13 protein-coding genes and 1 pseudogene are annotated in these 14033 nt (G+C 62.6%); 9 read left to right on the top strand and 5 right to left on the bottom strand.

Annotation, left to right across the window (positions count from 1 at the left end; translation table 11 throughout):
* Window positions 1–93: 93 nt before the first annotated feature.
* The 4 genes from ATY78_RS04355 (at window position 94) to ATY78_RS04340 (ending at window position 4314) form a co-directional block, all read left to right on the top strand.
* On the top strand, window positions 94–1023 hold the full coding sequence (locus tag ATY78_RS04355; protein WP_088681118.1) for a sugar ABC transporter substrate-binding protein: 930 nt from the start codon (window positions 94–96) through the stop codon (window positions 1021–1023).
* 28 nt (window positions 1024–1051) lie between these two features.
* Window positions 1052–2530 (top strand): sugar ABC transporter ATP-binding protein, encoded by a 1479-nt coding sequence (locus ATY78_RS04350; RefSeq protein WP_088681117.1) that lies wholly within the window; start codon window positions 1052–1054, stop codon window positions 2528–2530.
* 22 nt (window positions 2531–2552) lie between these two features.
* On the top strand, window positions 2553–3341 hold the full coding sequence (locus tag ATY78_RS04345) for an SDR family oxidoreductase (protein ID WP_088681116.1): 789 nt from the start codon (window positions 2553–2555) through the stop codon (window positions 3339–3341).
* Between the two features lie 190 nt (window positions 3342–3531).
* On the top strand, window positions 3532–4314 hold the full coding sequence (locus tag ATY78_RS04340) for a glucose 1-dehydrogenase (protein ID WP_088681218.1): 783 nt from the start codon (window positions 3532–3534) through the stop codon (window positions 4312–4314).
* Between the two features lie 309 nt (window positions 4315–4623).
* Here the strand turns inward: ATY78_RS04340 and ATY78_RS04335 are convergent, their stop codons facing one another.
* The gene (locus ATY78_RS04335; protein WP_088681115.1) at window positions 4624–5391 is read right to left on the bottom strand and encodes an SDR family oxidoreductase; all 768 of its coding nucleotides are present in this window, start codon (window positions 5389–5391) and stop codon (window positions 4624–4626) included.
* A 295-nt stretch (window positions 5392–5686) separates the two neighbouring features.
* On the opposite strand from ATY78_RS04335, the gene ATY78_RS04330 reads away from it, so the two are divergent.
* The 3 genes from ATY78_RS04330 to mobB are packed head-to-tail and all read left to right on the top strand — an operon-like array spanning window position 5687 to window position 7770.
* On the top strand, window positions 5687–6595 hold the full coding sequence (locus ATY78_RS04330; RefSeq protein WP_088681114.1) for a DMT family transporter: 909 nt from the start codon (window positions 5687–5689) through the stop codon (window positions 6593–6595).
* 21 nt (window positions 6596–6616) lie between these two features.
* Complete coding sequence (gene mobA / locus ATY78_RS04325) at window positions 6617–7246, top strand: molybdenum cofactor guanylyltransferase MobA (protein WP_088681217.1); 630 nt, start codon at window positions 6617–6619, stop codon at window positions 7244–7246.
* Window positions 7243–7770, top strand: a complete 528-nt coding sequence (mobB, locus tag ATY78_RS04320; RefSeq protein WP_088681113.1) for a molybdopterin-guanine dinucleotide biosynthesis protein B — start codon at window positions 7243–7245, stop codon at window positions 7768–7770. Before mobA ends, mobB begins: the two co-directional genes overlap by 4 nt.
* Here the strand turns inward: mobB and ATY78_RS04315 are convergent.
* From ATY78_RS04315 to ATY78_RS04305, 3 genes are all read right to left on the bottom strand, one after another.
* Window positions 7767–9776, bottom strand: coding sequence for a hybrid sensor histidine kinase/response regulator (locus ATY78_RS04315; RefSeq protein WP_245313485.1), 2010 nt, complete (start codon window positions 9774–9776; stop codon window positions 7767–7769). The two genes, mobB and ATY78_RS04315, sit on opposite strands and share 4 nt — an antisense overlap.
* A 52-nt stretch (window positions 9777–9828) precedes the next feature.
* Window positions 9829–11340: an ATPase domain-containing protein gene (locus ATY78_RS04310; protein WP_088681111.1), complete on the bottom strand. Its 1512-nt coding sequence runs from the start codon at window positions 11338–11340 to the stop codon at window positions 9829–9831.
* A 154-nt stretch (window positions 11341–11494) separates the two neighbouring features.
* Complete coding sequence (locus tag ATY78_RS04305) at window positions 11495–12394, bottom strand: LysR family transcriptional regulator (RefSeq protein WP_088681110.1); 900 nt, start codon at window positions 12392–12394, stop codon at window positions 11495–11497.
* Between the two features lie 117 nt (window positions 12395–12511).
* Here ATY78_RS04305 and ATY78_RS04300 point away from each other — a divergent pair, with 117 nt between their 5' ends.
* Both ATY78_RS04300 and ATY78_RS04295 read left to right on the top strand, forming a co-directional pair.
* Window positions 12512–12907 carry a cupin domain-containing protein gene (locus ATY78_RS04300; protein WP_088681109.1) on the top strand — a complete coding sequence of 132 codons (396 nt, stop codon included), beginning with the start codon at window positions 12512–12514 and terminating at the stop codon, window positions 12905–12907.
* A 12-nt stretch (window positions 12908–12919) separates the two neighbouring features.
* Window positions 12920–13908: pseudogene (locus ATY78_RS04295) on the top strand (aldo/keto reductase).
* On the opposite strand, the gene ATY78_RS28955 reads toward ATY78_RS04295, so the two are convergent.
* Entirely contained in the window at window positions 13898–14029 is a 132-nt protein-coding gene (locus ATY78_RS28955; protein WP_280950431.1) for a hypothetical protein, read from the bottom strand. The pseudogene ATY78_RS04295 and the gene ATY78_RS28955 overlap by 11 nt on opposite strands.
* Between the last annotated feature and the right edge of the window lie 4 nt (window positions 14030–14033).

Raw genomic sequence — 14033 nt, 5'->3', positions numbered from 1 at the left:
GGACCCGGAATTCCGCCCCGCAAGATCGGGGCGGATCAATAACCCAAGGGGGAGGACATACCCGAGGGTGCTATCAACAACGGAGGAACTACAATGAAAATTGCGCGCACCATGCTCGCGTCTGCTGCACTGCTCGGTCTCATGCTCGGCCCCGTACACGCGGCGGAACTGAAGAAGCTCGGCCTCGCCGTTGCCAACCTTCAGGCAAACTTCTTCAACCAGATCAAGCAATCGGTCGAGGCCGAAGCCAAGAAGCGCGGCATCGAAGTCATCACGGTCGACGCAAAGGGCGACGGACCGACGCAGGTCAACCAGATCCAGGATCTGCTGACCCAGAAAATCGACGCGCTGATCTACATCCCGGCAGGTGCGGCCGCTGCAAGCGTTCCGGTCAAGCTCGCGAAAAGCGCCGGCATCCCGGTCGTCAACGTCGACCGCAATGCCGAGGGAGCACCGGGCGATACGTTCCTTGCAACGGATTCCGTCGCCTCCGCCAAGGCCGTGTGCGACTACATCCTGAAGGAAGCCGGCGGCAAGGGTAAGATGGTCATCATCCATGGCCAGAAGGGCACGACGCCGGAAGTCGATCGCTCGAAGGGCTGCGGTGAATCCCTGAAGGCATATCCGGACGTGAAGGTCGTCGCCGAGCAGTTCTCCAACATCTGGAGCCAGGACGAAGGCTTCCAGATCATGCAGAACATGCTGCAGGCAAACCCGGACGTTTCGATCGTGTTCGCCCAGGCCGACGGTCTTGCACTCGGCGCCGCGCAGGCGATCAAGGTCGCCAATCCCTCGCAGAAGATCGTGGTCGGCGGCTTCGATGGCGACACCGCGGCTCTCGAAGCCCTCAGCAAGGGCGTCTTCAACGTCACGGCGACGCAGCAGACGCAGAAGATGGGCCGCGACGCGGTTGAAAATGCCGCTAAGCTTGTCGCCGGCGAAAAGGTGCCTCCGGTCCAGCTCATGGATGCCACGCTGACCACCAAGGAAAACGTGGCAGGCTTCATCGCCAACCATCCCTGATAACGTTGAGGTCTTGAGGAGGTGTGCCGTGACTGATCCCGTTCTTTCCCTGAGGGGCATATCCAAGTGGTATGGGCCGCTCCAGGTTCTGAAGGATGTCAGCCTGGACGTCTATCCCGGCGAAGTGGTTGCCCTTCTCGGTGAAAATGGAGCGGGCAAGTCAACGCTGTCGGGCATCATCGCCGGGTCCCGCACGCCCTCCGAAGGATCGATGACATGGCTGGGGCAGCCTTATGCCCCGGCCACCCCAAGGGAAGCGATCGACAAGGGTGTCGTCCTGATCCACCAGGAGCTACAGCTTCTGCCGCAGCTCTCGGTCGCCGAAAACGTCTTCATCGGACGCTGGCCGATGAAGAACGGCGTCGTCGACCGCGCCCAAATGGTTCGCCGGGCCCAGGATCAGCTCGCCCGCCTGAACCTTCACATACCCGCAACGCGGAAGGTCGCCGGCCTTTCCACGGCCAATCAGCAACTCATCGAAATCGCCAAGGCGCTGGCGCTCAACGCAAAGCTGCTGATCCTCGATGAGCCGACAGCCGCCCTTGGCGGCGCGGAGACGGAAGCTCTGTTCGAGCAGGTTCGCAAGCTTCGCTCGGAAGGCGTCGGCATCGTCTACATTTCCCACCGCATGGAAGAGATCAAGCAGATCACCGACCGCATCGTCGTTCTTCGCGACGGCGAGCGCGTGCAGGAATTTTCGGACAGCGCGACCCCGGTTCGAACGATCGTCGAGAGCATGGTCGGGCGCCCGCTTGACCGCCTGTTCCCCGCCCTGCCCGTTCCGACAGACCGTCCGGTGCTTCAGGTGTCCGGACTGAGCTCGCCGGACGACTCGTTCCGCGACGTCACCTTCGAGGTGCGGGCCGGAGAAATTCTCGGCATCGCCGGGCTGGTCGGCGCCGGCCGCACCGAACTGGTGCGGGCGATTTCGGGCGCAGATCCGATCAGTGCCGGTTCGATCAAGCTCGAAGGCGAGGAACTCAGGCTGCGCGATCCGGCGGACGCGATCGCCAGAGGTATCGTGATGGTTCCGGAAGACCGCAAGGAACAAGGCCTGATCGTCGGCCACCGGATCAGCGAGAACATTGTCTACGCCAATCTCGACAAGCTCGGCCGCGGCTGGATCACACCGCGCATCAAGCGCTCCTTTGCGGAAAAGGCAGTGGCCAAGTTCGGCGTCAAGGGCCGTGCCGAGCAGTACGCCTCGGACCTATCAGGCGGCAACCAGCAGAAGGTCGTGATCGCCAAATGGCTCATGCGCGATCCCAAGGTCGTCGTGCTCGACGAACCGACGAGAGGCATCGACGTCGGCGCCCGCGCCGGCATCTACGACATCATCGTCAATCTTGCCAAACAGGGCGTGGCGGTCATCGTCGTGAGCTCGGACCTCGAGGAAGTTCTCGGCGTCTCCAATCGCATTCTCGTGCTTGCGCAAGGCAAGCAGGCGGGGATCCTCAATCGTGACCAGGCCAATGACGTTTCGGTCATGGAACTGGCTACTATCTAAACAGACAGAGAAAGGAAGAGCGGTGTCCGACATCACTCTGAACGCCCCGAAGCTTTTCGATCTCAGCGGCCAAGTCGCCATCGTCACCGGCGCCGGAAGCGGCATCGGGCAGCGCATCGCCATCGGCCTTGCGCAATGCGGCGCCGACGTCGCCCTGCTCGACCGCCGGACCGACGACGGACTGGCGAGGACAGCCGAACATATAAGCGCGGCCGGCCGCCGCTCGATCGAGATCGCGGCCGACGTCACGAGCAAAACCTCCCTTGGAGATGCCGTGGCACGCACCGAAGCCGATCTTGGCGCGCTGACGCTCGCCGTCAACGCTGCCGGCATCGCCAACGCCAATCCGGCGGAGGAGATGGAGGAGGATCAGTATCAGACGCTGATGGATATCAACCTCAAAGGCATATTCCTCTCCTGCCAGGCCGAAGCCCGCGCCATGCTGAAAAATGGACGCGGCTCCATCGTCAACATCGCCTCCATGTCCGGCGTGATCGTCAACCGCGGGCTGAGCCAGGCGCATTACAACGCCTCCAAGGCGGGCGTCATCCATATGTCGAAGTCTCTAGCCATGGAGTGGGTCGGCCGCGGCATTCGCGTCAACACCATCTCCCCCGGATACACGGCAACGCCGATGAACACCCGTCCGGAGATGGTCCACCAGACCAAGCTCTTCGAAGAGCAGACGCCGATGCAGCGCATGGCGACGGTCGACGAGATGGTGGGGCCGGCCGTGTTCCTGCTGTCGAATGCGGCAAGTTTCGTGACCGGCGTCGATCTTCTCGTCGACGGCGGATTCTGCTGCTGGTGATGCCTGAGAAGGCTCATTGCCGGCCGCTGGAAAATGAACGGTCTCGCCTCCTCCCTGGCTGAGACCGAGGCGCAGAAGGGACTAACGGGCATGACGGCGTGCGATATCGCCGTCATGCCCGCCCTTCCCGCCGATCGAACGGGCGGTTGCGCCGCGATTGGCTGTTTATGTCAGGATACGAGGAAAGACCATGAAACGCTTTGAGCAAAAGACCGTCGTCATCACCGGGGGCAGCCGCGGCATCGGCGCTGCCATCGCCAGGCGCTTTGCCCGCGAAGGCGCCAATCTCGTCGTCTCGGCCAATGAGGACCTGGTCCACGGCGTTGCCGAACAGATCCGTGCTGAAGGCGGCAAGGCGATCTCCTTCATCGGCGACGTCACCGACAAGGCGAGCGTCATCGCGCTCTACGATGCGGCCGAACAGGAATTCGGCGCGGTCGACGTGTCGATCCAGAATGCCGGCGTCATCACCATCGCCCGCGTCGAGGACTTGACGGAGAACGAGTGGGACAAGGTCATGGCGGTCAATACCAAGGGCGTCTTCCTCTGCGCCCAGGAGGCCATTGCAAGAATGCGCAAACACAGGCGCGGCGGCCGCATCATCAACACCGCCTCCGGCCAGGCCCGCGACGGCTTCATCTACACCCCGCATTACGCCGCCTCGAAAATGGGCGTCGTCGGCATCACCCAAAGCCTGGCGAAGGAAGTCGCGACCGAAAACATCACCGTCAACGCCTTCTGCCCCGGCATCATCGAGACCGACATGTGGGCCTATAACGACCAGGCCTGGGGCAAGCTGCTCGGCAATTACGGCCCCGGCGAACTGATGAAGGAATGGGTCGAGGGCATCCCGATGAAACGCGCCGGCTCCGGCGAGGACGTCGCCGGCCTGGTGACTTTCCTCGCCAGCGACGACGCCGCTTACATCACCGGCCAGACGATCAATGTCGATGGCGGGTTGATTATGTCGTAGGCGGATGGAAGATTTGACCTGCAGCAGCCATATGCCTTTCGCTTGCCGCTCAAGGCGTTCGTCGCTAACGCTCCTCACCCCCCTCATCTGCCCTGCCGGGCATCTTCTCCCCGCTGGGAGAAGCGGAATCGTGGCAGCGCCTTGCTCCCTCTCGAATTTCAGCTGCCGGAATGACGGTCGTGCGGCTTGGTCCCTTCTCCCCAGCGGGGAGAAGATGCCGGCAGGCAGATGAGGGGGCCACACGGCACACCCTTCATTGCTTGGCTTGGGTGAACGAAAGCCAAGACAAAATGCGCCCCCTCACCAACCCTACGTCCGGCTGATCGAAACCCCACCATCCGCCAGCATCGCCGTCCCCGTCACGAAGCTCGACAGATCCGACGCCAGAAACAACGCCGCATTGGCGATCTCTTCCGGCTGCGCCATGCGTTTCAGCGCATGCAGTCCGTTGACGAAGGCAAGCACTTCCGCCGTCGCATCCGGCGCGTTGGTGATGCTGGCAGGCGTATCGGTGCCGCCGGGCAGAAGCGCGTTAACGCGAATGTTGCGCGAGGCCAGCTCGGCGGCGAGCACCTGCACGAAACCGATCAAGCCCGCCTTGCTCGCCGCATAAGCGCCCATGCCGGGCATGCCGGCGGTGTGGCCGACAAAGGTCGAGGTGAAGATCAGCGACCCACCGCCTTTTTCCATCGCCGCCGACTGGTGCTTGGCGCCGAGAAAGGAGGCCGTCAGATTGGTCTCGATCGTCTCGCGCCAACCCTCCACCGACAATCCGGCAACCGGCCCCATCTCACCAAGGGCGCCGGCATTGTTGAAGGCGATGTCGAGCCTGCCGAAACGCGAGACTGCTGTCTCGACCAGCCTTGCCTGCAGTGCCTCGTCCCTGACATCGCCGGCAACGGCGACGGCCTCTCCGCCCTCCGCCTCGATTTCGGCGACGACGGCATCGAGTGCATCCTGCCGCCGGCCGTTGATCACCACCTTCGCACCTTGCCGTGCAAAGACCTTCGCGGCTGCGCGGCCGATGCCCGAGCTTGCGCCGGTGACGATAGCGACCTTGTTTTTCAGAAGTGTCATGTCCGTTTCTCCTCAGTTGTTGAGGCATCTCAAATCTCAAACATCAGCCGATGCAGCCACCCGTTTCCCGCGCGCAAAAACAAAAGGCCCGATGGCAGATCGCCTCGGACGCATACGAAATGCCAGAATCACAAGATAAAACGGTCATTTGCCGTGGTTTTCACACGCGCACCTGCCGTTACGTCAGGAGCTTTGTGCGCCGCACCATCGATTTATCCCGGGTGTGACATTCATTCGATTCCCTTCATGTATCTTCCCGACTAAGAAGGGACGCACAGGTAAAGGGAATCTCTTCATGCCGCGGTCACGCAATACTGAGGGCGCCATCTATATGAGCTTGGCGATGGCCGGCTTTTCCTCCAGCGACGCACTCTCCAAATCGGTGATCGCCTATATGAATGCCGGCGAGATCATGTTTCTGCGCGGCCTCTTCACCAGCCTGCTCGTCTATCTGATCGCCCGGAAGATGGGCGCGCTGCGCTCCTGGCGCATCATACTGAAGCCGATCATCATCCTCAGGATCGTCTGCGAAATGTTCTCCGCCGTCACCTACATCACCGCGCTCGGCATGATGCCGATCGCCAATGCCTCGGCGATCCTGCAGTCGCTGCCGCTGGTCGTCACTTTCGGCGCCGCCCTCTTCTTCCGCGAACCTGTCGGCTGGCGGCGCTGGTCGGCGATCCTTGTCGGCCTCGTCGGGGTGATGATCATCATCCGCCCCGGCCCCGATGGATTCACCGCCGCCGCCTTGCTCTGCGTCGGCGCGGTGCTGACGACGGCCGGCCGCGATCTCGCCACCCGGTCGATCGACCCGGAGATTCCTTCGCTGATGATCACCGTCATCACCGCGACCTCCATCTCCTTCTTCGGCGCTTTGCTCATTCCGCTCCTCGGCGGCTGGCAGCCGGTCAGCTTTACATCGCTCGGCCATCTCCTGCTCGCCTCGGTGCTGGTGCTCGTCGGCTACCAGTCGGTCATCCTTGCCATGCGCACCGGAGAAATCTCCTTCGTGGCGCCTTTCCGCTATACGAGCCTGATCTTCTCCTCTCTGCTCGGCTTTTTCTTCTTCGCCGAAGTGCCGGACAGCTGGACGCTCCTGGGCGCTGCAATCGTCATCGCTTCCGGCCTCTATACGTTCTATCGTGAGGCCAAGCGCCACGTTGCGCCCATCGCGCAGGAATCCGAGCCGCGCGCGCCGGTGTGACGCAGGTTGAGAGGCAGGATGATGGCTGAGTTCCCGTTGGACAAATCCGGCATAGCGGGCGTCGTGCTCGCCGGCGGCCGCTCGCAGCGCATGGGCCGAGACAAGGCCCGCGTGATGCTCGGGCCCGAGAGCCTGCTCAGCCATGCGCTCGCCCGGCTCGCCCCGCAGGTGCTTTCCGTTGCCGTCAATGCCGATGCCGCCAGCGGGAATGTGCCTGTCGTTCCCGACCATATTGCCGGTAAAGCCGGGCCGATGGCCGGCATCCACGCGGCAATGGTTTATGCCGCCGGCCTTGCCTCGGTCACTCATGTCGTCACCGTCTCGGTGGATTGCCCGTTCTTCCCCGCCGATCTCGTCGCCCGGCTGGCGGCCGCAATCGAACGTCCGTCGCAGATCGCCATTGCCGCCTCCGAAGGCCGCAGCCACCCGGTCTTCGGTCTCTGGCCGCTGACACTCGCCGCCGATCTCGAAGCCTGGATCGCCACCGACGAAAAGCGCCGAGTGCGCGACTTCCTCTTGCGGCATGACGTTACGGAAGTGGCATTCCCGCTGCATCCGACCCGCGCCAGCCTGCTCGACCCTTTCTTCAACATCAACACGCCCGACGACCTCGCCGAGGCGGAACGCTGGCTGGAGGCCCTTCGCACATGACGGCACCAAAAGTCTTCGGCATCGCCGGCTGGAAGAACTCGGGCAAGACGGGCCTCGCCGTCCGGCTGGTGACCGAATTCACCCGCCGCGGCTACAGGATCTCGACGATCAAGCACGCCCATCATGATTTCGACATCGACAAGGTCGGCGCCGACAGCTACCGCCACCGCCAGGCCGGCGCCCACGAAGTCACCATCGTCTCCGGCACCCGCTACGCCATCATGCACGAATTGCGCGGCGCTCCCGAACCCGCCTTCGAGGAGATTCTCGCCCGGCTTGCCCCCTGCGATCTCGTCCTGATCGAGGGCTACAAGCGCGAGCCGATCCCGAAGATCGAGGCCCGCCGTCTCGAAGCGGCAAACCGCACGCCGCTCGCGCCGGATGATCCCCACATCGCAGCGATAGCGGCCGACCATCCCGTCACGGACACCGCCCTGCCCGTCTTCGACCTCGACGACACCACCGCCATCGCCGACTTCATCGCAGAGATCGTCGGTCTTGAGCCTCGGCTCGGAAACCACTAGCTGGCCGATTTGAGAGGCAGATCCGTCTCGCTCGCCAAGGCTTTGAGAATTTCCTTCGCAAGCTGGGCCTGGTTGTAGGGTTTTGCCAACCTCGGAAGATCGACCTCGGCGCCGGCAGGCAGATCGGCATAACCCGTTGCCAGCACGATCGGCAGCGCCGGCCGAATGGCCCGCACCGCCTGGGCGAGCTGCGCACCAGTCATGCCGGGCATCGAATAGTCGGTAATCATCACATCGAAATGCCCGCCGTTTCTGACCAGCTCCAGCGCCTGCGCGCCCGAATTTGCTTCAACGACCTCATGGCCGAGATCTTCGAGCATCTCGACGGAACTCATCGCAATCAAGGTATCGTCGTCGACCAGCAGGATCTTCAGCTTCGATGCGGCTTGCGCAAGGGGTAATTCGGTTTCGATAGGTTCTTCAGGACGCCGTTCGGTCGCGGGAAGCCACAATTCGGCAGTCGTTCCCACTCCGAGTTCGCTCGTCAGGCGAAGCGCGCCATTGAGCTGAACGGCAAGCCCATGGATCATCGACAGGCCCAGGCCGGTGCCCTTTCCGAGTTCCTTGGTCGAGAAGAAGGGATCGATGGCTTTCTTCAATGTCTGCGCGTCCATCCCGGTGCCGTTGTCGGTCACGCCGAGAACGAGGTAGGTACCCGCATCGAGATCGCGGCCGCTGCGGATGACCTGCTCTTCGCGCAGCGATATTGACAGAGCTCCTCCCTCCGGCATCGCATCGCGCGCATTGACGGCAAGGTTGAGCAGCGCCAGCTCGACCTGGTTGGCATCGACCAGCGCCGGCGGAAGCGACGGCGGAAACACCGTCTCGATGCTGACGGACGACCCGACCGAGCGGCGCAACAGATCGTGCATGCCGGAAACCAGCTCGGTCAGATCGACCGGCTTCACCTGCAAATCCTGCCGCCTGGCGAAAGCCAGGAGACGCTGCGTCAGGGCCGCCCCGCGGCGGGCGCCCTGAAGGGCGCCTTCGACCAGACGCGTCGCCTTCCGGTCTCCCGTCACATGCTTGCCGAGCAGTTCGAGATTTCCGAGAACGACCATTAGCAGATTGTTGAAATCATGTGCGACGCCGCCGGTCAGTTGGCCGATCGCTTCCATCTTCTGCGAATGGCGAAGCTGCTCCTCGGCCTTTTCACGTTGGGCAACCTCCTCGAGCAGGCTCTGATGGGCGGCATGGACCTCACTGGTGCGTTCCCTCACCCGCTCTTCGAGGCGCTCATTGAGCCGCCTGAGGTTCTCCTCGCTCGTCTTTCGCGCTGTGGTATCGGAGGAAACGCCGACGAGCTTTTTTGCCGAACCGTATCTGTCCGTATGGAGCTGCGCACGCACCTCTGCCCAATGCGGCGACCCGTCCGGCCAGATCGTCCGGTGTTCGATCGAATAGTCGCATCCGGTATCAAGCGTCCGGTTCAGGCTCGTTTCCACGAGGCCGCGATCATCGGGATGAATGCTCGCCGTCAGATCGTCATAAGAAAACTCTTCGTCCGGCCCTCGGCCGAAGATGGCCTTGCAGGTATCGGAGGCAAACAGCCTCATGGAAGATAATTCCAGCTCCCACGCACCGAGACGCCCCGCGGCAAGCGCCGTTTGCAGCCGCCGCTCCCCTTCGCTGAGCGCATCGAGCTGGCTACGCGCCTCGTATTGACGCAGACGTCCCTTTAATGCGGTCCGGGCGATACTGACGAACGAGGTCGCATGGAACGGCCGTTCGAGGAAGGTGACATTTCCGAGCACTTCGGAAAGCCTGGCGGCGGCCGGATTTCGTTCAGGCCCGCCGCCCCGCGTGGTGAGAACGATGAACGGTAGATCCGACCAGCTCGGTTGCGTAGAAACCCAGGCTGCGATCGGCTTCAAATCGCCCCAGCGAACCGCCTCTTCGGTCAGGACACAAAGCGCGATGTCATCGTCGAGCAACGCGGAGAACATCGGAAGGTCGGGCGCGGTGACCGATGTCAGACCGGCCTCCTGGACCAGGGAAATGGCCACCAGGGCATCACGGCCGGCGGGGGTGTAAAGCAGCGCCTTTGGTGTGCCGGAATTAGGAATCGCCGCCATCCCCGTCATTGCTCGACAGGAGCGGCGCTGTGTCTGAGACGAATTCCGGAACGCCGCGAAGCACGCCTTGGAACCCGACGAGAGGCTCTCCGAATGTCAGACCCGCACCGTCGATGCGATATTCCCGGATGGAGTTCTCATGAGAGCCGGTCCTCTTCTTGATCACCGAGACTGCCCGCCGCACCCTTCCCGCAGCCTCGAAGTAGCGCAGGAGAACGACAGTATCGGCGAGGTAGGTGACATCGACAGGCGCCTTCATGTCGCCGACCAGCCCGTGCTGAGCAACGGTCAGAAAGGTGTTTGCACCCTGCCTGTTCAGGTATTGCAGCAGCTCGTGCATATGGAGGATCAGGGAATTCTCGTCAGGCATCGAAGCCTGGTAGCCGTTGATGCTGTCGATGATCACCGTTTTGGCGCCGGACTTGTCGACGCAGTCCCGCACACGATGCGCGAATTCGCCCGGCGACAATTCAGCGGCGTCGAGCTGCTCGATGTGAACGAGACCTGCGTCTCTCATCGCTTCGAGATCCATTCCAAGCGCTCTTAGCCGCGCGAAAAGCAGCCCAAGCTCCTCGTCAAAGATAAAGGCCGCCGCCTTCTCGCCACGTGCGACCGCCGCTGCCAGGAACTGAAACGAAAAGGTGCTTTTGCCGGTCCCGGCAGGGCCGAGGATGAGGGTGCTGGAACCTCTCTCCAATCCGCCGCCGAGCAGGAGATCCAGTTTCGCAATACCGCTGGAAATTTCGTCGCGTAGGTAGTTCGATCTGTGTTCTGCGGCGACGAGCCTGGGAAAGACGACGACACCGCCGGTCTGGATGGTGAAATCGTGGTAGCCGCCGCGGAAGGCCTGGCCGCGATATTTGATGATTCTCAGGCGTCGCCGTTCGGAGCCGTAGCCGGGCGCCAGCTCTTCGAGATGAATGACCCCATGCACGACGCTGTGCACCGTCTTGTCGAGCACATCGGACGTCAGATCGTCGAGCAAGAGAACCGTCGCCCCTTGCCGCGCGAAATAATGCTTGAGGGCGAGAATCTGCCGGCGGTAACGCAGCGAGCTTTGCGCCAGCAACCTTATCTCCGACAGGCTGTCGAGGACCACCCGGCTTGGCTTGGTCCGCTCGAAAGCGGCAAAAATCTCTTTGGTGGTCTCCCCAAGTTCCAGGTCCGACGAATAAAGCAGGCTCTGCTGCTGATCGGAATCCAGCAGGCTTTCGGGAGGAACGACTTCGAAGACTTCGATATTGCCGTCGACGACCATGCCGTGCGACGCAGCACCAGCCCGCAATTCGCTCTCGGTTTCCGAGAGCGTGATGTAGAGCCCCCGCTCGCCAAGCCGCGCGCCTTCGATCAGGAATTGCAGCGCGATCGTGGTCTTGCCCGCTCCTGGATTCCCCTCCAGGAGAAACACATGGCCCGTGGAAAGACCGCCCGCCAGAATTGTGTCCAAACCGGACACTCCAGTCCGAGCTTTTGTGGCAGGCATAGCAGTATTCATTCATTGTTTCCTTCAGTTTTAATCTGAAGTAGCGGCGGCCGATAGAATGTCAAATCGCCCGCGCGGTATGATTTAGCGGGCTTCAAAGAGTTCTGGCAGTGTGCTTGGACAGGCCTCGGAGGAGATCTGCACAAGGTTGGCGACATCCGAAAAATCAGCCTCTATCCCGATGGCGAAGAGCATCGACGACGAGCGCGAAAGCGGCCGAGGCATGCCGGCGGCTCGGATAATAGAGGTGGTAACCCGGAAACGGCGCGCACCAGTCCCCCAGCACGCGCGCCAGCCGCCCGTCGGCGAGATACGCCTGCACGGCATCCTCCGGCATGTATGCCAGTCCCGCTCCGGCCAGCGCCGCGTTCAGCCGCAGCGTGATGTTGTTGAACACCAACTGTCCCTCGACGCGAACCTTCAGCTCGTGCCCGTCCTTCTCGAACTCCCACGCATAAATGCCGCCATAGGTCGGCAGGCGCAGGTTGATGCAGTTGTGGTCCATAAGATCCTGCGGCCTCAGCGGTTTCGGCCGTCTTTCGAAATAGGCGGGAGCGCCGACGACGGCCATGCGCATGTCAGGGCCGATGCGCACCACGATCATGTCCTTCGCCACCTGGTCCCCCAGCCGCACGCCCGCATCGTAGCCTTCGGCGACGATGTCGGTCAGGCCGTAATCGACGATGATCTCGACATTGATATCGGGATAATCAGGCAGAAGTTTTTCCAGGGCCGGCCAGAGCACCGCCTCCGCGGCATGCTCGCCGGCATTGATGCGGATGGTGCCTGCCGGCTTCTCGCGGAAGGCGCTGAGGGCCGCGAGTTCGGTCTCGATCTCGTCTATCCGCGGGCCGATGGTGGCGAGCAGGCGCTGACCCGCTTCCGTCGGCGAGACGCTGCGCGTCGTGCGCGTCAGCAATCGCAGCCCGAGCCGCTCCTCCAGCCCCCGGATGGTGTGGCTGAGCGCCGATTGCGATACGCCGAGCTTCCCCGCCGCCTTCGTAAAACTCTGCGCGCGGGCAACGGCTAGAAAGACGGTGAGATCATCAATGGTCGGGCGCGGCATTTATGAAACTTTCTCATAGGTCCTTGCCGGAGATACCATCTAATCCAGGCTAAAGCCACGCGCTACCTATCCTGGAACGCGGACGATCCTGTCCGAACGGCAGAGGGAAGCACGATCATGGAAATCAAACGAAACGGTTCGCAGCCTTCGGCCAGGGGGCCGGAAGACTGGTTTACCGGCAGGGTGCGCATCGACCCTCTGTTTTCCGTCACCGATGCCGCTCGCGCCGCCGGCGCCAGCGTCACCTTCGAGCCCGGCGCCCGCACCGCCTGGCACACGCATCCGCTCGGCCAGACGCTGATCGTCACGGCGGGCTGCGGCCGCGTCCAGCGCGAAGGCGGTCCCGTCGAGGAGATCCGCCCTGGCGACGTCGTCCGGTTCGCGCCGGGCGAGCGGCACTGGCACGGCGCGGCGCCGACGACCGCGATGACCCATATCGCCATCCAGGAACAACTCGACGGCAAGGTCGTCGACTGGATGGAGCATGTCACCGACACGGAATATCAAGGCTGAAAGGAAACGGCGATGCAGATACGTGAACTCGGAAAGAGCGGGCTTCAGGTCTCGGCCATCGGCCTCGGCTGCATGGGGCTGAGCTATGGTTACGGGCCGGCGACCGGCCTGCAGAAAGCGATCGCCTTGATACGGCAGGCTTTCGAACGCGGCGTGACCTTCTTCGACACAGCCGAAGCCTATGGCCCCTACAAGAACGAAGAGCTGTTGGGAGAAGCCTTGGCGCCATTCCGCAGCCAGGTGGTGATCGCCACCAAATTCGGCTTTGACTTCGACGCCAATGGCGGCCAGAGCGGCATGAACAGCCGGCCGGAACAGATCCGCGCCGTTGCCGATCAGGCGCTGAAACGCTTGAAGACCGACGTCATCGACCTGTTCTACCAGCACCGTGTCGATCCCGACGTTCCGATCGAGGATGTCGCAGGCACCGTCAAGGCGCTGATATCAGAAGGAAAGGTGAAGCATTTTGGCCTGTCGGAAGCAGCGCCCGGACGATCCGCCGCGCCCATGCCGTTCAGCCGGTCACGGCGCTGCAGAGCGAATATTCGCTCTGGTGGCGCGAACCCGAGCAGGACATCCTACCGGTGCTCGAAGAACTCGGCATCGGCTTCGTTCCATTCAGCCCGCTCGGCAAGGGCTTCCTCACCGGCGCGATCAGCGAGACGACCACCTTCGACAGCAAGGATTTCCGCAACATCGTGCCGCGCTTCTCGCCTGAGGCGCGAAGGGCCAACCAGGCCCTCGTCGATCTGCTTGCCGATATCGCCGCGCATAAGAAGGCCACCTCCGCTCAGATAGCTCTCGCCTGGCTGCTGGCCCGGAAGCCCTGGATCGTGCCGATCCCCGGCACCACCAAGCTTCATCGGCTGGAGGAAAACATCGGGGCTGCGCAAGTCGAACTCACGGCCGATGATCTCGCCAGCATCGAAAGCGCCCTCGCCACGATCACGGTCGAAGGCGACCGCTATCCCGCGCATCTGCAGGCAAGGGTCAATCGTTGATGTGAGAGGCGGCCGCCGTGACGAGCCCCGCCAGCGGCGAAGGCTCCTGCGAGCCCACGTCATAGATACAAGGGGCCGCGAAGACCGCCGCTCCCAGAATGCAGATGATCATCAATCTCATCAAA

Origin of the sequence: Rhizobium sp. R635 (assembly GCF_002211285.1) — a bacterium.
Classification (GTDB): domain Bacteria; phylum Pseudomonadota; class Alphaproteobacteria; order Rhizobiales; family Rhizobiaceae; genus Rhizobium.
This window is presented reverse-complemented; position numbering and strand designations above follow the sequence as displayed.